Source organism: Kaistella flava (ex Peng et al. 2021) (assembly GCF_015191005.1).
Classification (GTDB): Bacteria; Bacteroidota; Bacteroidia; order Flavobacteriales; family Weeksellaceae; genus Kaistella; species Kaistella flava.
Window position 1 is genome coordinate 39,557 of the sequence record NZ_CP040442.1, and the last position, 22,512, is coordinate 62,068.

The 22,512-nt window shown below is 35.1% G+C and carries 19 protein-coding genes; 5 read left to right on the forward strand and 14 right to left on the reverse strand.

Translation table 11 applies throughout. The annotated features are described in order from the left end of the window. Positions 1 to 125: 125 nt before the first annotated feature. Positions 126 to 1,163 (reverse strand): endonuclease/exonuclease/phosphatase family protein, encoded by a 1,038-nt coding sequence (locus Q73A0000_RS00150; protein WP_244140768.1) that lies wholly within the window; start codon positions 1,161 to 1,163, stop codon positions 126 to 128. Between the two features lie 451 nt (positions 1,164 to 1,614). On the opposite strand from Q73A0000_RS00150, the gene Q73A0000_RS00155 reads away from it, so the two are divergent. After that, the gene (locus tag Q73A0000_RS00155; RefSeq protein WP_193812080.1) at positions 1,615 to 2,928 is read left to right on the forward strand and encodes a M16 family metallopeptidase; all 1,314 of its coding nucleotides are present in this window, start codon (positions 1,615 to 1,617) and stop codon (positions 2,926 to 2,928) included. A 6-nt stretch (positions 2,929 to 2,934) separates the two neighbouring features. Further along, positions 2,935 to 4,983, forward strand: a complete 2,049-nt coding sequence (locus Q73A0000_RS00160; RefSeq protein WP_193812081.1) for a M16 family metallopeptidase — start codon at positions 2,935 to 2,937, stop codon at positions 4,981 to 4,983. A gap of 166 nt (positions 4,984 to 5,149) precedes the next feature. Here the strand turns inward: Q73A0000_RS00160 and Q73A0000_RS00165 are convergent, their stop codons facing one another. The 13 genes from Q73A0000_RS00165 to Q73A0000_RS00225 form a co-directional block, all read right to left on the reverse strand. Further along, positions 5,150 to 5,995, reverse strand: coding sequence for a class I SAM-dependent methyltransferase (locus Q73A0000_RS00165; RefSeq protein WP_193812082.1), 846 nt, complete (start codon positions 5,993 to 5,995; stop codon positions 5,150 to 5,152). A 518-nt stretch (positions 5,996 to 6,513) separates the two neighbouring features. Beyond that, positions 6,514 to 6,780, reverse strand: a complete 267-nt coding sequence (locus tag Q73A0000_RS00170) for an Imm63 family immunity protein (protein ID WP_193812083.1) — start codon at positions 6,778 to 6,780, stop codon at positions 6,514 to 6,516. Between the two features lie 32 nt (positions 6,781 to 6,812). Then, entirely contained in the window at positions 6,813 to 7,646 is an 834-nt protein-coding gene (locus Q73A0000_RS00175) for an arylamine N-acetyltransferase family protein (protein WP_193812084.1), read from the reverse strand. Between the two features lie 156 nt (positions 7,647 to 7,802). After that, on the reverse strand, positions 7,803 to 8,756 hold the full coding sequence (locus tag Q73A0000_RS00180) for an alpha/beta fold hydrolase (RefSeq protein WP_193812085.1): 954 nt from the start codon (positions 8,754 to 8,756) through the stop codon (positions 7,803 to 7,805). Positions 8,757 to 9,195: 439 nt separating this feature from the next. Beyond that, positions 9,196 to 9,750 (reverse strand): hypothetical protein, encoded by a 555-nt coding sequence (locus tag Q73A0000_RS00185; RefSeq protein WP_193812086.1) that lies wholly within the window; start codon positions 9,748 to 9,750, stop codon positions 9,196 to 9,198. Between the two features lie 323 nt (positions 9,751 to 10,073). Further along, a complete protein-coding gene (mgtA, locus tag Q73A0000_RS00190; protein WP_193812087.1) occupies positions 10,074 to 12,785 on the reverse strand; it encodes a magnesium-translocating P-type ATPase in 2,712 nt (903 codons plus the stop codon). A gap of 153 nt (positions 12,786 to 12,938) precedes the next feature. Next, on the reverse strand, positions 12,939 to 13,436 hold the full coding sequence (locus Q73A0000_RS00195; RefSeq protein ID WP_193812088.1) for a hypothetical protein: 498 nt from the start codon (positions 13,434 to 13,436) through the stop codon (positions 12,939 to 12,941). A 207-nt stretch (positions 13,437 to 13,643) separates the two neighbouring features. Next, the gene (locus tag Q73A0000_RS00200; protein ID WP_193812089.1) at positions 13,644 to 14,516 is read right to left on the reverse strand and encodes a DUF6929 family protein; all 873 of its coding nucleotides are present in this window, start codon (positions 14,514 to 14,516) and stop codon (positions 13,644 to 13,646) included. An 80-nt stretch (positions 14,517 to 14,596) separates the two neighbouring features. Further along, positions 14,597 to 15,403 (reverse strand): alpha/beta hydrolase, encoded by an 807-nt coding sequence (locus tag Q73A0000_RS00205; RefSeq protein ID WP_193812090.1) that lies wholly within the window; start codon positions 15,401 to 15,403, stop codon positions 14,597 to 14,599. A 134-nt stretch (positions 15,404 to 15,537) separates the two neighbouring features. Further along, a complete protein-coding gene (locus Q73A0000_RS00210; RefSeq protein ID WP_193812091.1) occupies positions 15,538 to 15,924 on the reverse strand; it encodes a nuclear transport factor 2 family protein in 387 nt (128 codons plus the stop codon). 108 nt (positions 15,925 to 16,032) lie between these two features. Further along, complete coding sequence (locus tag Q73A0000_RS00215; protein ID WP_193812092.1) at positions 16,033 to 16,560, reverse strand: hypothetical protein; 528 nt, start codon at positions 16,558 to 16,560, stop codon at positions 16,033 to 16,035. 396 nt (positions 16,561 to 16,956) lie between these two features. Next, positions 16,957 to 18,519 (reverse strand): ribonuclease E/G, encoded by a 1,563-nt coding sequence (locus Q73A0000_RS00220; RefSeq protein ID WP_193812093.1) that lies wholly within the window; start codon positions 18,517 to 18,519, stop codon positions 16,957 to 16,959. A gap of 343 nt (positions 18,520 to 18,862) precedes the next feature. Then, positions 18,863 to 19,153 carry an HU family DNA-binding protein gene (locus Q73A0000_RS00225; RefSeq protein ID WP_133439951.1) on the reverse strand — a complete coding sequence of 97 codons (291 nt, stop codon included), beginning with the start codon at positions 19,151 to 19,153 and terminating at the stop codon, positions 18,863 to 18,865. Between the two features lie 47 nt (positions 19,154 to 19,200). Here Q73A0000_RS00225 and mutY point away from each other — a divergent pair, with 47 nt between their 5' ends. The 3 genes from mutY to Q73A0000_RS00240 all read left to right on the forward strand — a co-directional run bounded on the left by mutY (position 19,201) and on the right by Q73A0000_RS00240 (position 22,428). After that, positions 19,201 to 20,322 carry an A/G-specific adenine glycosylase gene (mutY, locus tag Q73A0000_RS00230; RefSeq protein WP_193812094.1) on the forward strand — a complete coding sequence of 374 codons (1,122 nt, stop codon included), beginning with the start codon at positions 19,201 to 19,203 and terminating at the stop codon, positions 20,320 to 20,322. 441 nt (positions 20,323 to 20,763) lie between these two features. Next, positions 20,764 to 21,321 carry a gliding motility lipoprotein GldD gene (gene gldD / locus Q73A0000_RS00235; protein ID WP_193812095.1) on the forward strand — a complete coding sequence of 186 codons (558 nt, stop codon included), beginning with the start codon at positions 20,764 to 20,766 and terminating at the stop codon, positions 21,319 to 21,321. A gap of 186 nt (positions 21,322 to 21,507) precedes the next feature. Next, on the forward strand, positions 21,508 to 22,428 hold the full coding sequence (locus Q73A0000_RS00240; RefSeq protein ID WP_193812096.1) for a PfkB family carbohydrate kinase: 921 nt from the start codon (positions 21,508 to 21,510) through the stop codon (positions 22,426 to 22,428). Positions 22,429 to 22,512 lie beyond the last annotated feature (84 nt).

Here is a 22,512-nt window from a genome sequence, read left to right on the forward strand (position 1 = left end):
AAAATCCTTTTATGACTTGGCTTTAGACAAGGCATAAAAGATTGTAATGGACAGCGGGACGGGTCTTGTAAGAAAGCCAAATATGGATGCTCCTAAAAATAAAAAGGGTACGATTACGCAATGATTTATTCCTCCGCAACGGTCGGGCGATTGCCATCTTCTTCAATGCCTTTTTCAATGAGTTCGTCGACTTCTTCCAAATCATCTTCGTGCAAAGTTTCTAATTCGTCTTCCTGAATATCGACTTTCTTATTGATGAAAAATGTGCAGTAGAGCGGCAAATGATCGCTGCCAATATTTCGCAGTGTTTTGAAATCTTCTATGAAAATGTCGGTGGAATGGAAAAATAAATCGATGGGAAATCGAAGTAACCAATATTTTGCGTGAAAGGTCGACACAAATCCGCGTCCGATTCTGGGATCAATTAATTCGGAGGTTTTCCGGAATAAAACGGAAGCTCTTGCCCAGGCGACATTGTTAAAATCACCGACCACAATGACAGGATCTTTTATCGTTCTCGCTTCTTTTGCGATGGATAATAATTCGCCATCACGCTCTTTTGAGGTCTCTTCTTCGGTCGGACTTGGCGGCGGCGGATGAACTCCGAAAAAGGTAAAACGTTCGCCGCTGTCTGTGAGCAGAGAAGCTTCAATACTCGGTAAATCGTCGGCGATAAAATAATTGACTTTAATGGATTCTACTTTCAGTCGCGTATAGAAGTGAATTCCATAAGTGTTTTCTAAAGCAACTTTTTTAAAATTGGGATAGTCATTTTCAATTTTGGTTAAGGCATTTTCCCAAGCCTGATTGGATTCCATGGTTAATAGAATGTCGGGTTTTACTTCGTTCACCAAATCAATCAATCTTTGATATTCGTTATTGAACTGATAAACATTCACTGAGATAATGGAAATTAATTCAGAATCTTTCGCAACTTCTTTTACAGTATTTCTCTTATAAATGACGGTGTACGGAATTAAAATGACGATATGGTTGATAATGAAACCGAAAGAAATCAGGATAGTTCCCCAGAAGATTACAGTCTTAGGCTCGAAGAAAAATAGTCCTATCACCAAAACGGTCAATTGAATAATCACCACCTGAAATCGGGCGAACTCCCAAATTCGGAAGAACCAGTGTTGATGTGGGATTAACGGTAACAAGCTGGCTGCGATGCATATCGATGATAATAAGTAGTAAAATAGGTGCATAGAGAATCGTTAGATGAAGTCCTTTTAAAAATGATAGGTTGGACTTACTGTCGATAAAGATAATAAAATTGGGGAATTAGACGGTCTTTGTGGTCTGATCATTCTTTCAAAAAAATATTATACGCGGAGAGTTTTGTTAAATAATTAATCTCTTACCCTCGAAATTGGCGGTCCGAAATGAGTGGAATTTTTTTCTGTATTGCGTTGATGAGAGCAAAAAAAGGTTGAAACGGAGTCGTTTATAATTAAGGACGAGAAATGAATAATTTGAGAATAAGCGCTTAAGTTTGAAGAATGTTTATTAGAATCATTATAAATTGATAAACTCAGTATTAAATCTTTATACTATTGTAACTTTTCGAATCAATCAGCTACTTATTGACCATAGAAATAATATAAAATTATGATAAAAAAATCTTTTTCAGCTTTTGGCCTCCTGCTTTTGGGAGTTTTGTCACAGGCTCAGGAAATTAAATTTGAAGAATATGATTTGCCAAACGGCATGCATGTTATTCTGCATCAAGACAATAAGGCTCCCGTTGTTACGACTGCGGTGATGTATCATGTTGGTGCTAAAGATGAAATCGCTAACCGAACTGGTTTCGCTCACTTTTTTGAGCATTTGCTTTTTGAAGGAACGCCGAATATCAAACGTGGTGAATGGATGAAAATTGTTGGTGCCAATGGTGGTACAAACAATGCCAACACTACCGATGATAGAACTTATTACTACGAAACTTTCCCGTCCAATAATTTACAGTTAGGATTGTGGATGGAATCGGAACGTTTGAGACATCCAGTAATCAATCAGATTGGTGTAGATACTCAAAACGAAGTGGTGAAAGAGGAAAAAAGATTGCGCGTTGATAATCAGCCTTACGGGAATATTATGAAAGCCATTAAAACGGGTTTGTTCAAAAAGCATCCGTATAAAAATACCACAATTGGTGAAATGGAAGATTTGGATTCCGCAAAACTGGATGAGTTTTTGGCTTTCTTTAAAAAATATTACGTTCCGAATAATGCAACTTTGGTTGTAGCAGGAGATTTTAAACCAGCTGAAACGAAAAAATTAATCGATACGTATTTTGCAAGTATTCCGAAAGGAGCGCCGGTTGTGAGAGATTTACCGAAAGAAGATCCAATTACCAAAGAAACGGTAATGACGTATTACGATCCGAATATTCAGTTGCCAGCTTACCTTTATACGTATAGAACGCCAAGTGATAAAACACGGGATTCTAAAGTGTTGGATATGGTTTCTTCTTATTTGAGTAATGGTAAATCTTCTGTACTTTACAAAAAACTGGTAGATCAGGATAAAAAAGCGCTTCAGGTTCAGGCTATTAATTTAGGTGAAGAAGATTACAGTGTATTTGCCTTCTTTGCGATTCCATTGGGAACAACGACAGAAGCTACTTTGAGAGCCGACATCGATGCTGAGGTGAAAAAATTACAGACGACTTTAATTAGTGAAGAAGATTTCCAAAAACTTCAAAACCAGTTTGAAAATCAGTTTGTAAATGCGAACTCTAATATTCAGGGAATTGCAAGTTCTTTGGCTACTTATCACGTTTTACAGGGCGATACCAATTTAATTAATAAAGAAATTGAAATCTACCGAAAAATTACGCGTGAAGATATCCGCGACGTTGCGAAAAAATATCTGAACAGCAACCAAAGAGTTATTATTAATTATTTACCAGAAAAAAAATAATCGAAAATGAAAAAATCATTATATAGTATTGCCGCCGTATTTTTTGTTTCTGGCTTTATGAGTGCACAGGTTATCGACCTTAACCAAATGCCGAAACCGGGACCTACGCCGACTGTAAATATCGCAACTCCCCAAACTTTTAAACTGAAAAACGGTTTAACGGTGATGGTTGTAGAAGATCATAAATTACCACGAGTAAGTACTACTTTATCATTTGACCGTCCACCAATGGTGGAAGGAAGCAAAGCTGGCGTAAGTAGTATTATGGCTGACCTTTTGGGCAGCGGAACTTCGAAAATATCAAAAGACGAGTTTAATAAAAAAGTAGATTTCCTGGGAGCTAGTATTAATTATGGTGGAGATGGTGCAAGTGCCAGTACACTTTCAAAATATTACCCTGAAATTTTAACTCTCTTTGCGGCCGGAGCTACGGATGCGAAATTCTCGAATGAGGAGTTGAGTAAATCAAAAGAGAGAGGAATTGCGGGTTTAAAATCGAGTGAGTTAAGTGCTGAGGTTATTGGACGTCGTGTTTACAATGTGTTGACCTATGGCAAAAATACGGCGATGGGTGAGTATGAAACTGAGCAGACTTTAAACGCGATCACTTTAGCTGATGTTGAGGATTATTACAAAAAATCCTACGCACCTAATAATGGCTACTTAGTTGTAATTGGGGACGTAAAGTACAATGAAGTAAAGAAAATGATTGAGAACGCCTTCGACGGCTGGAAAAAATCAGATTACAAATATCCTTCTTTGCCGAAGTTCACCAATGTTGCCAAAACTGAAATCGATGTGGTGGATGTTCCGACCGCAGCACAATCGGTTATTAAGTTAGGAGATCTTCATGATTTAAAAATGAAAGATCCACAGTATTTTGCTGCGACTACGGCGAATTATATTTTAGGTGGTGGAAGTTTGGAAACCCGTGTGAATATGAACCTTCGTGAGAAAAACGGATTTACTTATGGCGCTTATACTTCAATTGATACGTCGAAATACAATTCTAATTTTGGAGGAACGGCGAATGTTCGTGGTGAAGTAACAGACAAAGCCATCAAAGAATTCATGACGGAAATTAAAGGCATCAAAACCATAAAACCGGAAGAACTGAAAAATGCGAAAGAAAAAATAAAAGGGACTTTCATTATGTCACTGGAAAGACCGGAAACGGTAGCGCGATTTGCGTTGAATTTGATTACTCAGGATTTACCAAAAGATTTCTATACTAATTATTTGAAATCGGTGGATGCCTTGACGATTGATCAAGTTCAGAAAGCGACTGATACTTTCATCAAGCCAAATAATATGAGAATATTTGTGGCAGGGAAAACGAGTCAGTTTGCGGATCAGCTGGATACTTTGGGTTATCCTGTAAAATATTTTGATACCTACGGAAACCCGGTTGCGAAACCTGAAGTGAAAAAAGTTGACGCTAATGTAACTTTAGCAAGTGTGGCAGATAAATACATTGCAGCGATTGGTGGAAAAGATAAAGTTTCGAAGATTACTTCAATCACTTCTGTTTCAACCACTAAAATGCAAGGAATGGAACTGGGTATTAAAAATACGCAGGCAACCGGTGGAAAAGTAAATATGGAAGTTTCTATGATGGGTAACACCGTTCAGAAAATGACGTATGATGGTAAAAAAGGTTCAATGACTGCACAGGGAAATAAAATGGATATGCCCGCAGAAATGATGGCGGCTTATGACAAAGAAAAAAACCTTTTCCCGGAATTAACTTTTGCAACTTCTAAAGATTACACGCTTGGTGGAATCGAGAAAATAGAAGGAGCAGATGCGTACGCTGTAAAATCTGCCGATACGACTTACTACTATGACGTGAAAACCGGCTTAAAAGTAGGGGAGATTAAAAAGCAGAAAATGCAGGGTCAGGAAATCGAAGTTCCGACTTACTATTCCAATTACAAAGATGTTGACGGCGTAAAATTTCCGTTCACCATCAAAGTAAATCAAATGGGACAGGATATGCAGTTGGATGTACAATCTTATGTCTTAAACAAAGCGACAGCAGACGATTTTAAATAAACTTTTCTGTTTGAATAATTGATAAACGGCACTGAAAGTGCCGTTTTTTTTGTTCGGGAATATGGTTAAGAGTTTGAGATTGTATTAAATTGAGGTCGGATTTCTAGTTTCTTTAAAGTCTAAAATCTAAAGTCTTTGCACAAATGATTTATTTAGTATTAGAAAGTTATTTTTCACCATAAATTAAAAGTGCGATTCCATCAATGACTACATTTCCAGCCGGATATTTTTCATTGATCAATTCGCAAACTTCTTTTTTAATTTTGGCTTTCATGGCTTCGTCAGCATTCTCCATTGATGCAACGATAGGAGCTGCGATTTCAGTCATTAGTTCCCAGTATATTTCAGCAGTTTCACAGTTTAATTTACAGATTACTTCAGTTTCAGAACTGTTATTAAAACCTGCCTGATTAAAAATATCGATCATTAAGCCACTTTTACCACAGCGAAAAATACCAGGCGCATCAGGAGATGGATTGGGCAAATTCATGTTTTTATTAATTGTATTACCGATTGCAGTTCCCCAGAAATTTTTATCAGATGAACCCCAAACTGCCGTCGCAAATTTTCCACCGGGTTTTAATACCCGACGTATTTCTTTGGCTGCTAAAAGCATGTCAGGGAAAAACATAAATCCCATACGGCAACTAACGGCATCAAAAGTATTATCAGGAAAAGGAAGTTCACTAACGTCGCAAGCCTTAAACTCAACATTTGTAATTCCTTTTTTTGAGGCATTTTCACGGGCGATATTAAGCATCTCATCAGACAAATCGGTGATTATTACTTTTCCTTCGTTAAGCATCTGGGCAATACTTAAACCCGGTTCGCCAGTTCCTCCGGCAATGTCTAATATAATTTGTGAACCTTCGGGTTTCAGCAGGTTAATCATTCCGTCGCTTGTGGGCTGCATATGATCATACAGTTTCTGTTCCCACTTTTTCCAGCCGCGTGAAAATTTATTCCAAGAGGCTTTTTGGCTTTCACTAATTTTTTGAAGTTGTTGTTTCATGACTTTAGTATTTAAATGAAACAGAGAAATATACAATCAAAGGTACGATGTTTACTTCATTGAAAGGCAGGGTTTTGCGGTTTTGTAAACGGGTAGTTTTTACGAATTATTTTTAAACACTTTTTCAGACAAATATGTCGTGTGGTTTATAATATAGAAAGGTCTAAAGTGAATTTATGTTTAAATTTAATAATGACCGCATGAAAGGATTCGTTCAGTAGCGTGGTCTAAAGTGAACTGATGTTTACATTTAATAATGACCACACGAAAGGATTCGTTCGGTAGCGTGGTGAGTACTATTTCATCAAAATCTGGAGACTTTGATGAAAAAAAACCTTCAGCTTAATCTCGAAATGGATAAATGCTCAATATTTCGCGATGTTCATTTTCTTTTTTCACTTTCCATTGGTCAGAAATGAGTCCTAAAAATTCTTCTTGCTTTTTGAATAGTAGTCGTCTGGAATCAAAGTCACCATTTCTGTGTTTCAGTTCAAAATTCGAAGCCAGATTAAACGTAATTATTTCGAAGCCAGATTAAACGTAATTATTTCGAAGATCCAGTAAAGTATATCGTCTAAATTTAGAGTAATTCTTTTCTCTAATTCCTGTCCTCGCTCCACAATTATAAAATTAAAATTCTCAGAATCATCAATTTCAATATTTGGTTTTGCGAAGTCTTCTTGATTTCCAAATGTTACGAATGAATTTATTAGTATTTTTTCCGGAAGATTTTTAGATAGATCCTCCACAATTTTTTGAATTTCTTTTAAATTTATTTTGTCCATTTGATTATATCTTTTTCGAACGGCAGAATGATCTATTGTCTTTTAGCCGAAGCTTGTGCTTTTTCAAACATTTCATCGATTGATAAGTTGGCGGGAAGTGTCAATTTTAATTCGTTTTCGAGTACGTTTTTCAATTGGCCCGAAGTGGTAAGTGTATTGCTTTTTGTATTTCCGTTGAGTAAATGTTCTTTAAATACATTGTTGCTAAGGGTGTATCGCCGACCAATATCGGGACGTGCAGCAATAAAATCGGTTACAAAATGCGATTCGGGATTATTTGAAAGATACCAGTTTGCCATTTCGTAGTCGGGCAGAAATTGTTCCTCCAGATCAAAACGGTACAAAGTCTTCCATTCATTGTTGATCTGAACCTGTAGAAAATAGTATTCCTGATGAGGTTTTGTAAGACGAAAAGATTCATGCGGCGTTGTTTGTACTTTGTCTGTTTCCAATAACAATGCGCCTGTGAGGGTTATTGCGCCAAAACCGACATCGGCAATATATTTTTTTCCGTCATAATTGATCAATAATAACATGTGGCTTTTTCGGGTGATTTTGTCTTCCGGTTGATTCCAGAGTACACGCGCTGCAAGTCCTTTAACAGAAAATCCCAGCGTTTCTAATATGTCTTTGAATAGTAAGTTTTGCTCATAACAATAACCACCACGACGCTCACCGATTAATTTTTGCTGCAGCGATTGTATATCGAGCTTTACCGGAATGCCCATGAAAGAATTGATGTTTTCAAAAGGAATCGCTTGGGTATGAAGTCGATGCAATTGCTGAAGAGTTTCCAGTGTTGTGGTCTGTTCCCCTTTATAGCCAATACGTTGGAAATATGATTTTAAATCGATTTTTGAATTCATAATTATCTTTTTAGAAAATTAAAACTTACTGATAATTGAAATTGCTTTTTAGAGTTGTTAGAAATCTTTGTGAAAATAATGAAAGGAGGTATGAAGTTCTTTGGTTAAAAGTTAAACTTGAATCATAGAAATGTTGTCTATTGTTTCTTCTTCGTTTCAATTATTTAGCCATCTGTTAATTTCTTCAAAAGTCTTTTCAGGTTGTTCAACCCATGGGAAATGACCAGCTTTATCGATTAGTATTAATTTTGAATTTGGTAAATTTCTTTGTAATTCTTCTGCAAATTTTGGAGGATTATTGGTGTCAAATTTTCCATTTATAATTAAAGATTTTGTTTGTAGCGTTTTAAATTTTTTCTGAATATCCAAATACTTTTGTCGTTGTGTTTGGGTTTCATAATAAGATTTTCCTGCAATCGGTTTTCTTCTTCCTTCTTCCGCAATTCTTTTTATTATTGGTTTTACTTTTTCAAAAGTTTCTTGATCGTACGTCCACCATTTAAAGGGAGCGTCAGATAGATCTCTGCCGTTTTTGTCTTTGTCAGTGTCATTTACATACATGTATTCCCAATCTTCGACAACTTGTAGAAACCATGCAGATTCATTTTTTCTTTTATTTTCTGTATCTTTTCTACGTTTAATTGTTTCATCCATATCTCCAATAAAACTTGTACCTGTTAAAATTAAACCTAAAACATTTTGAGGATGTTCAACTGCGTATTGTAATGCTACTGCACTTTGGTCTGAATGACCAAAAAGCCAAATTTGACTGACGCCAAGTTTTCTGCGTAATAGATCAATCTCATTTGTCAATTTATCATTATTATAATCATCAATTTTTTTGGGTGCATCAGATTTACCGGTTCCACGAGAATCGTAATAAACCATTGTAAACTTATCTTCGAGTGGTTTTAATGTTAATTCATATCCAATTTTTCCAGAATTTGGATGTCCAACGATCATTATTGGGCCCTTACCTGAAATCGTATAATTTATAGAAATTCCGTCAATTTTTTCGTTATAATTTCCGGGTTCAATTTTTGATTTTGAAACACACGATATTACAATAAACAAAATTGAAATTGTTAAAATTTGCAAATATTTTTTCATGCATGTTTTTTCGGAAAGTGAATACAACGGTTGGGACTTTTTATAACAAGTCTTTGTAAATATAACAAATTGAACAATTAGCAAAAATCTTGATGATAGGAACTTCAGATCCGCTAATAGAAATACTTGTTAGTAGAATTGCTTTTATCTATGAATTTTAATTTCAAATTGTTCGTTAGCACAATTCTTATTTGTGTTTATGTAATATATTAATTCACCTTTGATAATGAATTTTTCATCATTAAATTTTGTGTAATAATTCAACCCTTTTTTTGGCTCACAATTTTCTACTGTCATTTCTATGTAAGGTTTCACAACAATATTTTTGTCTTCACAATATTGTGCAAAATTATTAACGTATAAACATTCAGGTGGCATTTTAGAATTTAAACTTGCGAAAATTCCGCACTATTGCAAAACCGCTGTTATCGGCAGTTGCTTACCAGTCTGCAGAATATTTTTTCCAATCTTCGGGAATTTTATAAGTTTTTACATATTCATAACACATATATTGACTTGGTTTAAAAAATAATGTTGAAGAAATATCTAATAAATAAATTTTTTCTCCTAAAACTTTTACTTTGTATGTTCCAACAGACAAATTTCCATCTTGATTAGCAGTTTGCGAATTAATTACTAATGAATTATCTCTTGTAAAAATAATTCCTCGTCGTCCCGCATTTTTTGGATTTGCGCCTTCAATTCCTAAACTAAAAAATCTAACTCGTCCATTTTTGTAAAACTGAATTTTACGATTTGTATCGCTTCCAATTTCTCTGATTTTATTAAAATTTTTATCAGCCATATAAAAATCTACTTTTTCGTAGAAATAGTCAATATCAATATTTTTTAATGTCGAAGCATCGAATTTACTGGTGTTTTTAAACTTTTTTGAAAGAACTTTAGTTCCATTAGTAAGTTTTGTGGTTTGCGCACAGGAATTTAGAAATAACGAAATAAAAAAAAGAATTATTAATATATTAAATTTTTTCATTTATTAAATTTAAGTATGGTTTTTTTTGCAATTGCAGACAACTCTCAAATATACGCAACAATAATTATTTTACGATAGCTTTTCTATTTGTGAATTTCCATCTAAATCTCAATCTCTGCGATAATCTGCGCCCCGGCCTGAGTGGAGCTCATTTTTTTGCACGGCCAAAAGCGCTGGCAAAAAAAATAGCGGGAACGGAGGACGGAAATAGGCGCCCAAATAAAAATTAAAGTAAGTTTGGTCAGTTTCGAGAATGTGAGAAAATTAGCACGGAATTGAAATCCGCGCTATCATGAAATCCGCATAATCATGATTTCGTTAATTTATAACCACTGATCATATTTTTTGATAAACCAGGTTTTTACGAATTGAGTCAAAAGGCAATAGCTGAAAAGAATAGCGAGTAACCACGGGAAATAACTGAATGGTAGCGGCACCATTTTGAAAGCGGTGGCAAAAGGGGAGAAGGGAATGAGGATGCCGACGGCCATAATTGCGGAAGTGAGTGCGACGACGGGTGCGGAAGCCCAACTTTGAATAAATGGGATCTTACGTGTGCGGATCATGTGAACAATTAAAGTTTGGGAGATCAGACTTTCTACAAACCATCCGGTCTGGAATAAACTCTGGTGCTCCGGCGAATTGGCTTTGAATATAAACCACATCAAAGCGAAAGTCGCATAGTCGAAAATGGAGCTGATCGGGCCGATGGTGATCATAAATTTGCTGATGCCGCTGGCGTCCCATTTGTGTGGAGTTTGAATGTAATCGGGATCCATTCTGTCCCAGGGAATTGATATTTGAGAGAAATCGTACAAAAGATTATTGATCAAGATCTGTATTGGAAGCATTGGTAAAAAAGGTAATAGAGCCGACGCTCCCAAAACGCTGAACATGTTTCCGAAGTTGCTGCTGGCGGTCATTTTTATATACTTGATGATATTGCCGTGCGTTCTTCGACCATAGATAACGCCATCTTGAAGAACCATTAGATCTTTTTCGAGCAGGATAATATCGGCACTTTCTTTAGCGATATCTACGCCTGTATCAACTGAAATCCCAACATCTGCGTCGCGCAAAGCGGAGGCGTCATTGATGCCGTCGCCCATAAATCCGACCGTATGTCCTTTGGTTTGTAGCAGTTTTACGACTCTGGATTTTTGGAGCGGACTTAATTTTGCGAGTATGGAAATGGTGTCGATTTTACTGTTAAAATCTTCATCGGTCATTTTTTCCAACTCATTGCCGAGCAGCACATTGGTGACCGGAATACCAACTTCGCGGCAAATCTTTTTGGTCACAATTCCGTTATCGCCGGTGAGCACTTTTACGGTGATACCTAATTTTTGCAATTCGAGAACGGCCTGGCTTGCGGATGGTTTTGCAGGATCGAGAAAACCGATGAAACCGGTTAATACTAAATCACATTCATCAGCAATGGAATAGGTGAGTGGCCGCGCATCACTTTCTTTTACGCCAATAACCAAAACCCGAAGTCCGTCTTCATTCAGCTTATCGGTGATTTCGATGATTTTGTTTTTGAGGTTTTCGTCTAAAGGAATAATGGCATCGGTGAAAAATTGACTTTGGTCATCAGCGCCAGGATCAATCGCCCGAGTGCAGACCGACAGCATTTCTTCTACGGCGCCTTTGCAGATCAAAAAATGGTTGCCGTTTTTTTCTTCCAAAATAACAGACATCCTTCTGCGGTTAAAATCAAAAGGGATTTCATCTATTTTTTTAAATTCTTCCAGCTTTAAATCAGCGTGCACATGTTCGTGGTTTTGATAATAATCGAGCACGGCCAAATCCATCAGGTTTTTTAAGCCGGTTTGATAAAAACTATTCAGGTAAGCCCATTTAAAAACTTCGTCGTCTTCAATGCCATGAATATTGAGATGTCTTTGCAGGACTATTTTATCAAGGGTCAAAGTACCGGTTTTGTCGGTGCACAAAACGTCCATTGCGCCGATATTCTGAATAGCATTTAATCTCTTAACGACTACTTTTCTTTTGCTCATGCTTACAGCGCCTTTCGCTAAATTGGTGGTAACAATCATGGGCAACATTTCGGGCGTCAATCCTACGGCAATGGTAATCCCGAACATGAACGCTTCGAGCCAGTTTCCCTTCATTATTCCATTAATCAAAAAGACCAGCGGAACCATCACAAACATAAACTTAATTAGCAACCAGCTGACACTGTTGACACCTTTTTCAAAACTTGTTTCAGCTCTTTTGCCAACCAGAGATTTAGACATTGAGCCGAAGTAGGTTTGGTTTCCTGTGGTTACTACAATCGCACGAGCAGTTCCACTCACTACATTGGTGCCGAGGAAACAAATATTTTCTAAATCGAGTGAAGATTTTTCAGAATTGTCCGCCAAAGAAGTATCATGTTTCTCAACAGGCATGGCTTCACCGGTTAAGATCGACTGTCCTACGAATAAATCTTTGGAATGAAGTATTCTGATATCGGCCGGAATCATATCACCGGCAGATACAGAAATGAGATCTCCCGGCACTAATTCTTTAATATCAACATCAATTTTACCGGTGTCTTTTCGCAGAACGGAAGCGGTCGTTTTCACCATGCTTTTCAACTGTTCTGCCGCTTTGTTGCTTCTAAACTCTTGCGAGAATCTTAACAAAACACTGGTCAGAATCATGAGCACGACCACAATCACTTCTTTGTAATCTTTGTCGCCGGGAGCGGCATAAATGACATCCATGAAAAAGGAAACTGCACCAATTAAAAATAAAACTCCGTTAAAGGGATTTATAAATGCACCAAGTAACTGAATGTACCAGGAGGGTGCTTTTTCGTGTGCGATTTCGTTGATTCCATACACCGACCGTTTTTTTAGGACCTGTTGATTGGTGAGTCCTTCATCAGTGGTTTCGAGTTGGGTATATAGTTTTTGCTGATCAGCTTTTGCGGCTTCTAAAAGTTGGTTTGCTGCGAGTTGGTTAGCTGTAGTGCTGTCGACTGAAGCAAAACGGGAGGTCACTTTTTTATTTAATAGATTTAACATGATCTCGCGATGTTAAAATTAATCCAGTGTCGTTTTACAGTTGTTACCAACCTGCTTATAGATCCAATTCTGTTTGAAGATATTTCTTGTTTAAACAAAACGGTCAGCGCATCAATTCATTCTTGAAAACTTCTCTTATTTTTCAGTTTGCAGTTATTTATTTAACTGATAGAGATTTTCCAGGAACTGTATTTTTTCACTTTGGGTCCAGTGATTGGTGTAAATCAAAAGACTTAAGAAGTTGTTTTCTGAGGAACCGATGAGAAATACATTATCCAGTTTATCTTTATATTTCCAAATGATAAATTCTGAGTCTGCACTCTCTTTAATTTTTTGAGTTTGAAAGTTGCTTTTTTTCCTGAAATCTGAATCCCATTTATAGAATGCTTTTAAGTTTTCAATATCTGACTGATTTGCTTTATAAAAAGGATAGGTCTTCTTTTGGTTTTCTGCAACTGCAATGATAATTCCTTCGTCGTTTTCTAAATAGGTTTGACCGGATTTGCGAAGTGTATTTAATTGCGTCCAATTTCCGGGAATCGTTACTTCTCCTGAATTTGTTTTTACCGTCGTATAATCCATCAGGTCTTGACTAAACCCCAATTTAGGAACCAGAAAAAGAAGTGCGACAATTAAATAGAATTTAATCATATTATTGTTTTAACTCAAAATTGAGCTTTATAAATTTCAGATTCTTTAGGGAATTTTCATTAGAGTCTTCATCTCCAATAGAATACAAAGGTATAATAGAAATAGGTTACGAAGCGTAATTATTTTTAGTTTGTAATTTGTCTTTATTTAAGTACAAGTAAGTTTGTACTAACTACAGTAGTTAACATCATTTTAATTAAACTGCAATTACCACGAAATCACACAATCGATAATCGTTGAACTTCCCTCGTCATCATCGGTTATCAAAATAAGTTTGGTTTTTCCAACTTCGATTTCTTCGTCGATGGTTACGGATTCTACTTTAAACTTTTCGTCATTATTGGGGATTGCGCAATATTGATAAGTTTTAGAAATGGTATTATTTGAAATGTCAATCATTCCAATAAAACTGCCTAATATTTCGCCGTCCTCATAAGCGTTAATGGAATCTTCAACCGACGCTGTGAAAATAATTTTAGAATCCTTTTGTAGAATTGTGGCACCGGAAAATCCCGATTCAATACCATCGATTTTTGGCAAGAAAAATTCCTTTATTTCCAGCGTTGGCAGCTCAGCTTCTCCTTTAATAAAACTTAAATAATGAGTGTAGTTAAATTTTATAATTAAACTTTTTTTGCGGTTAAAAAGATAAAGTTGATTGTCGTAAAAAGCGGTTGCTTCAATATTGAGTTCAGAATTTTTGAACTCGGGCAGATTTCTTAAATGATTATAAAATGGAGTGATATCATAATTCTCAATTTCCAGCGGTTGGTGCAATAAGATGCGTACCAGAACATCTCTTTGCGGCGATTTTCCGCCGGAACCAAACGTAACCATTTCAGTTCCGTTAATCAATTCCACGGACTCAAAATCTGCCTTTTCCGCTTTAATAATTCTTTCGCCATTGAAATCTTTATTATTTGAAATAAGCGTTTTAGAAATGACTTGGAATTTTTTGTTTAAGAAAAATAAATACGGGGAATCATCGCCAATAGCATAATAGCCACCGCCATATTTTGCCATACCGGAACCACTGGGAAGATTATTGACTTTTATATAATTTAAAACGGTGATTTCCATTTGATAATTAATTTTTAAATTGGAATAGTCGTATCACTTCCATTTCTGATGTGGGAAAAACATTTTAACTTAATCAATAGCTACCTCTTATTCATTGTCCAAATTAGCGCTTTCTCTTTCTTTGCACGAAAAATTGTGCCGTGATTTTCCTTTGGCTCATCAGAAAAATACCATTTCAGATTTAGCAAATTTGCTGCTTCGAATGCTTTTGCAAATGCTCTGGATTCTTTTGAAGTATCGGCAGAACCTGCAAACCAAAATTGTTTTTCAGTGGTTGGGAATTTCGTCAAATAGTCTGGAGCATGTTTTTCGATATAGGAATCATTCCACCAGATGGATGGGTCGAAGGCGATATAATAATCAAATAAATTCGGTTCTAACAATAAGGTTTCGGTCACGAAAAGTCCGGCCAGAGATTCGCCGATAATTCCTTTCTCAGAAGTCGTTCTGTATTTTTGATTGATTGCTGGAATCAGTTCTGTTTTGATAAATTCCCGGAAGTTTGCAGAGCCGCCAACTACAGGTGCGATTTCTTTGTCTTTGGCAACTTGAGTTGGTCCCGTTAAATCTCTTCTGCGTTGAGTATTTTCAATTCCGACCAAAATCGTAGGTGGGATTTTTTTAGCAGCAATGAGTTCAGCAAGTGTGTTTGCGATATGAGGAAAATCTTCTTTCAAGCCGCCATCGGGCATATAAAGAACGGGTAAAGAATTAGGATTTTTGGCGTAATCTGTTGGTGTCCAAATATTAATATTACGCGTTTCGCCCAGAATTACCGAATTGATATTTAAAGTTTCGTGTGCTGGAATTTGATCTTGCGGTGGAGCGGCGGTTTTACAACTGATGAGAAACAGTGCCAGCAGGAAATAGGAATAGATGGTTTTCATTGTTGTCTATTTTTAATAGAAGGATGAAAGTGAGATTTTTACTTAATCAAATCTATTAAAAATAATTTTGGGAAATCGCAAAAGCAGTGGTGATGAACAATGCGTTTTATCAAAAATATTTTAAAAGTAAGTAACTATTTAGCAGCCTCCTCCTCAAAGTTGTCGTAATACGTAAAGTCTTTAGTTATTAATCCTTTTTCAATGGTGAAAATGGTGCAGATTGCCAGTTCGAATTTCGTGTCATCAGGAGCAGTTCCACTTGAAACAAATTCAACTATTATATGTTGATCGCCAGAAGGATAAATTTGAATCACTTTATCATGTAAGTCGGGAAATGTTTTGTTGAGTTCCGTGTATTTATCGATGGTCTGTTGTCTGGTTTGTTTAAAGATTCCACGTCCCAAGGAGGGATCTTTGAACTCAGCAGTTTCCGAATACATATTTGCCATTTTTGACCACTCATGATTATTAAAGTGGGTAAAATATTGGTTTACTAATTTTTCATTGTCTGTTTTCATCATTATTTTCTCGCTTGTTTTTTCCTTATCACATGAGTTCAGTAATAAAGTTAATAGGGTAAAGAGCAAATAGTGATAACGCATTTTTACATTGATTGAAAAGTAATTTTATTATTTATTCTTTTGCAGTTCAGTTTTACGAAGGTCCAAAGAACCCAATCTTGTATCTTTAGTTAAAGTCCAGATGTTGATAATCTTATCTTCATTTAAATCTTGCTCGTTTGGATTAATAAATTCAATTTCCTTAATGCTTTTTGTAGCGATGAGATAGTTATCGTTCATTAATAAAAAACCATCGACGTAGATTTTCGTTGTTAAATCTGCGCCCAAAAATGTTTTGATTTCGTGCTGAGTTTTCGTTTCGATATTGTCAGAATCTACTTTGCAAAGAATCAAACCGTATTGACTTAAATTCGGAAAGGTAGCCGCGTATTGGTCCTTTTGCATAGATTTCATTACGATCATCTCCTTGATCGCTTCCTTCGGAAGTGTATTAACCACCTCCCAATTGGCAATAATATTTTCATTAATAAGGACCGTTGGTTTATCTTTTTTGGAATAAAGTAGTTTGTCGAAGTTTTGTCCGAAAATGCCGATCGAAGAAATCAGGACTATTAAAAGCGTAATTTTTATTTTCATTAGATGAAGTTTAGTAAAGTTATGATTTCAAATATAGTACTATTATTTAAACTAACTATTTTCTAAAGTTTAATCGTAAGGTTTTAAAAATCAATTATATATGAAAGAGTTATTAATAGAATATATTACTACAAATTTTTCTTTTATCCATTTGAAATAGATGAAAGATCAGAAAATGACATGATTCTATTTTCAATACCAAGAAATTAAGAATGATTAAGTTTGACTTTTAAAATTACCACGCAGAATTTTTTGTGAACTTTCTAATCAGCATAAAGACGTATAAACTTAATTCATAGAATATAGCTTTTGTGACTTTTGTGGTTTCAACAATACACAAAAAAACTTCCGAAAATATTCGGAAGTTGTAAGTTATAATACGATTGTTTGTCTTTCTTAATTTGAATAACTCATCAATTCTTCTTTCTTGGAATTGACCATTTTGTATTCTAAATATTTAAAAGAATCTCTTGGGATAATCGTTACCCATTTTTTGTATTTCAAGTACCATTTCACTTGGATGCTTAGTAAACCTTTGGTTAAATAAGCTTCTACGAAAGGATGTACATGTAAAAACAATTTTCCTTTTTCGGTTTGAATCAAATTACGGATGACTTCTTCCATACGCTCAACCACTACGATTGGTGCCAGGATTTCTCCGTCGATATTAGGATTGTCTTCCTTGGTTTTGATTACTTTTTCCGGTTTTGTTCTTTGACGGGTCAATTGAATTAAGCCGAATTTACTTGGAGGTAAAATTTTGTGTCTTGCCTTATCTCTGCTCATTTCGTTCTTGAAATGTTCATACAAATCACGTCGGTGATCGGCATTGATCATGTCAATAAAATCAACGACTATAATTCCGCCCATATCTCTCAAACGGAGTTGACGAGCGATTTCAGTAGCAGCCATTTTATTCACAGTCAACGCATGTTCCTTGTTAGATGAACCTGCTCCTGAGGAAAGATTATTCCCGGAGTTGACATCTACCACGTGAAGTGCTTCCGTATGTTCAATAACCAAATAGGCACCTTTCGAACTTGGGATATTAACGTGTTTCCCAAAACTCTGTTTCATCTGTTTTTCTACGTTATAATATTCCATCAAAGGAATTGGTTTATCGTAGAACTGAACAATATTTTTTCTTTCCGGTGCGATGACTTCGATATAATTACGCATGTCATCAACCATTTGCTCATCGTCACAAATAATAGAAACGAAATCTGCATTAAAGTTATCTCGTAAGATCGAGGAAGCTTTATCTTCTTCACTCAATACTTTGCTTGGAACTTTATTTTTCTGAAGATTTTTAAAAGCCGTTTCCCATTTCTGAATCAGTTGATTCATGTCATTGTGAAGTTCAGCCACTTTTTTTCCTTCAGCTACCGTTCTAATGATCACACCAAAACCTTCAGGCTTAATGCTTTCAATTAAAGTTTTAAGTCTTTCCTTCTCCTCAGAGTTGGTGATTTTTTTAGAAATCGAGACGCTTTTGTCAAACGGAATTAGGACTAGAAATCTTCCGGTTAGAGAAATCTGGGTAGAGATTCTCGGTCCTTTGGTAGAAATTGGTTCTTTGGTAATTTGCAGAATAACGCTGTCGTCTTTTGCCAGAACTTTATCAATCGTTCCATTTTTATGAATTTCTTTTTCAAGTTCGAAATTCTTTAGGGACGAATTGTGTTGTCTTTTTGAAACGGTGTCTTGTAGAAACTTTTTGTATGTAAGAAATTGTGGACCTAAATCCTGATAATGCAAGAAAGCATCTTTCTCATACCCTATGCTTACGAAAGCAGCATTTAAATTGGGTGCGAGTTTTTTTACTTTACCGATAAATAAATCGCCGACTACGAAATCACTTTTGTCCTCCTGTTCGTGGAGCTCAAAAAGGCGTCCGTCTTCAAGTAGGGCAATTTTTGATTGCTCGTCTTCATGTGATATAATCAGTTCTTTCTTCATTCTGTTGATAGTGGATTAAAATATTAAGGGTCTTAGAAATTCTGAAAAAATCAATTCTAATTGCTCAATTTTTTAATAGTTTCTTGGTTTTGTATAATCAATTTTGGCAAAATTTTAACCTTTTGATTAAAACAAAAATATAGCCGGTGTAATTTTAAATAGATAAAAACACCAACTATATTTGTTATATATTAAATCGCAAAGAGATTATTTTTTCTTATGTCTGTTTGCTCTTCTTCTTTTCTTTCTTTTGTGGGTCGCAACCTTATGTCTCTTTCTTTTCTTTCCGCTTGGCATAATTTTAATTTTTTTTGTTTGTAACTTATATTTATTATTTAGTTTATTACTTTACTGGCACTTTCGTTTTGATTTTCTCTACGAAGGTTTTAGAAGGTTTAAAGGCTGGGATATTATGAGCAGGAATTTCGATTGCTGTGTTTTTAGAAATGTTTCTTCCTGTTTTTGCTGCTCTGGTTTTAATAATAAATGAACCAAATCCTCTTAGATATACATTATCTCCATTATACATTGACGTTCTGATCTCCTGCATAAAAGCTTCAATAACTTTCTGGGTTTCATTCTTTTCAGTTCCCAATTTATTTGAGATGGTGTTTACCAATTCTGCCTTTGTCATTTCCTTTTTTTATTTATATTTTTGGTGTGCAAATATAATAAGAATTTTTGAAAACAAAAAAACAAAATGCTGATTTTCTTCATGTTGGTAGGAAATTACTGGATTGGTATAAAATCCACGGTAGAGATTTACCATTTAGAAAAACCAACGATCCCTACAAGATTTGGATTTGTGAAATCATTTTCCAGCAAACTCGTATCGAGCAAGGACTCAATCATTATTTGAATTTTATCGAAAGATTTCCCGATGTGCAAACTTTGGCCAATGCTGAAACTGATGAAGTTTTATTGTATTGGAAAGGTTTAGGCTATTATTCGAGAGCGTTAAATTTACACAAAGCAGCTCTTCAGATTGTCAATGATTTTAAAGGAGTTTTCCCTAGAGAATATGATGATATTTTACAATTAAAAGGGGTTGGAAAATACACAGCCTCAGCAATTTCGAGTATTTGTTTTGGTGAAAAAATCGCTGCTGTTGATGGTAATTTTTATCGTGTTTTATCACGAGTTTTTGCCGATGATTTTGATATTTCAAACTCGAAAGCGTTTGAGTATTTCTCTGAATTAGCTTTGAAAATGATGCCCGAAAATGAAGCCGGACATTTCAATGAAGCGATGATGGATTTAGGCTCTGAAATCTGTAAACCCAAGAATCCGTTTTGTGATTCTTGTCCTTTAAATAAAGATTGCCTGGCTTTTAATTTAGGAAAGATTTCAAATTTCCCGGTGAAAACCAAGAAAGTAAAAGCAACTGATTTAGAACTTCATTATTCTTTTGTCGAATGGAATGGTCAATTTTTGATCAGACAAAGAAAAGACGATTTCATCTGGAAAAAGCTCTACGAATTTCCAATTGAAATTCCTGTAGAATGGGAGCAGTTCATCGTTAAGCAGAAAACCATTGCTCATAAACTGACGCATAAAAATTTAAAGATTCAAATGAATCATATAGAATTACTGTCTGAGGAGATTTTCACCGAATTTGCTAACCAAAACGGTTTTTCGATCATCACCTTTGAAGAATCGTATCAGAAATCCTTCCCGAAACCACTGGAAAATTATCTTGTTGATTTTTATAAAAACGATTGGGATTTATTATTAAAACAGGTGGGTTCTTTAAACCACAAAGTCACAAAGCTTTGTGTAGTACTTCAGAGTTTTTATATATGATGCATAAAAGTTCATAAAGGTTTTGCGTGCTTTAAATTCTGCAGGAAATCTTAATCATCTTCATTTCTTAATGTTTTAAATTTTTTGACACATCAGTCGCATTAGTTTTGTATTTTAATAATACGATTAATAGTAAACATTAGAGTTTCACGCTTCTATTTCCGTAGGGAATCTTAATTTTCTAAACTCCTTAATCAAAAACTTAATGGTTCAAATTCAATGAATGTTTATAGTAATTTTCTCCCGCAGATTTTGGAGATTTCGCAGATCTTATATTTATGCGTTTGAAGAATCTGCTAAATCCGCTAAATCTGCGGGAGTTTTAATTCTATATATTCATAATTACGTAATATATAGATAAAAAAGTCTTGTATTTCAAGACGTAATTCAAACCATAATTATCTTTATTAAAAATTTAAAACTAATTCGTATTTTTGCGCAATGTTTAAAAAACTCATTTTCACTTTTTTAGGATTTGTTTTACTTTCGTGTTCAGAAGAAACACAGCCCAAACCTTCTGGTGAACTTCGTTTAGAATATCCCACACCTAAATATCAAAGATTCACTTCTCCGTGTAATTTTAGTTTTGAGTACTCTGATTTTGCGAAAGTTAGAGAGGCAAAAAATCCGTGCTGGTATTATATCGAATATCCAGAAATGAAAGCGAAAGTTTTTATTACCTATTTTCCAATCAAAAATGATTTTGATTTGCATGTAAGAGAATCGGAGAAAATGGTGTACGAACATACCATAAAAGCCAGTTCAATTGACACGAAATCATTTAGTTTTCCGGACCATAAAGTGTTTGGTAACTTCTATGAACTAAAAGGTCAGAGTGCATCGAATTTACAATTTTTTGTAACCGATTCTACAAGACATTATGTGACTGCAAATTTGTATTTCAATTCCAGACCGAAACCTGATTCATTGGCGCCGGCGGTAGAATATATTAAAAATGATATGCTGCATTTGATTGAAAGCTTTGAGTGGAAAAAGTAACAATTAGTATTAAGCAAATCGTTAATGAGCAATATTTAAAATAAGAGATTATTTAAATAAAACTAAATTGAGTCAGGACGTGACGGTTTAACAAAGGATTAGGATGAAATCCTATTATTAATAAGAAGAAATTACATCATACCTTTTATAAGGTAGATTTTTATAAAAAAATAAAACAAATTAGATATGAAATTATTAGTTGTTGGTTCAGTTGCGTTCGATGCAATCGAAACACCTTTCGGAAAAACAGATAAAATTTTAGGTGGCGCTGCGACTTATATCAGTATAGCTTCTTCAATTTTGGGTATAGAATCTGGAATTGTTTCTGTAGTTGGTGGTGATTTTCCACAGACCGATTTAGATATGCTTTCTGGAAGAGGCGTGAATATCGAAGGAATTGAAATCATCAAAGAAGGGAAAACTTTTTTCTGGAGTGGAAAATACCACAACGATTTGAACTCAAGAGATACTTTGGTAACTGAAGTGAATGTTTTAGAAAACTTCGATCCAAAAATTCCTGAATCAATGCAAGATGCAGAGATCTTATTATTAGGAAATCTTCATCCAGGGGTGCAACTTTCTGTATTAGAAAAAATGCGTAACCGTCCGAAATTGGTAATTCTTGATACCATGAATTTCTGGATGGATTCTGCTTTGGATATTTTAATGCAAATGATTGCTAAAACTGATGTAATTTCCATTAATGATGAAGAAGCAAGACAACTTTCTGGTGAGTATTCATTAGTAAAAGCTGCTCAGAAAATCCATGCAATGGGGCCACAATTCGTGATCATTAAAAAAGGAGAACACGGAGCATTATTATTCCACGAAGGAAAAATATTTGCAATCCCAGCTTTGCCTTTAGAAGAAGTTTTCGATCCAACTGGAGCGGGAGATACTTTTGCAGGAGGTTTTGCATCTTATTTAGCGAAGAAAGAAAATTTCTCTTTTGATACCATGAAATCTGCATTGATCGTAGGTTCTGCCATGGCTTCATTCACCGTAGAAAAATTCGGAACTCAGCGTTTAGAAGAAGTTACAGAAGCTGAAATGATTGGAAGAATCAATAGTTTTAAAGAATTAACCACTTTTGAAGTAGAGGTTTAACTTCCTTTTAAATAAAGAATCTGAATTGTTAGAAAAATAAATTCATTCGTGGGAATGAGAAATTTAAAATTGGATTAATCTTCA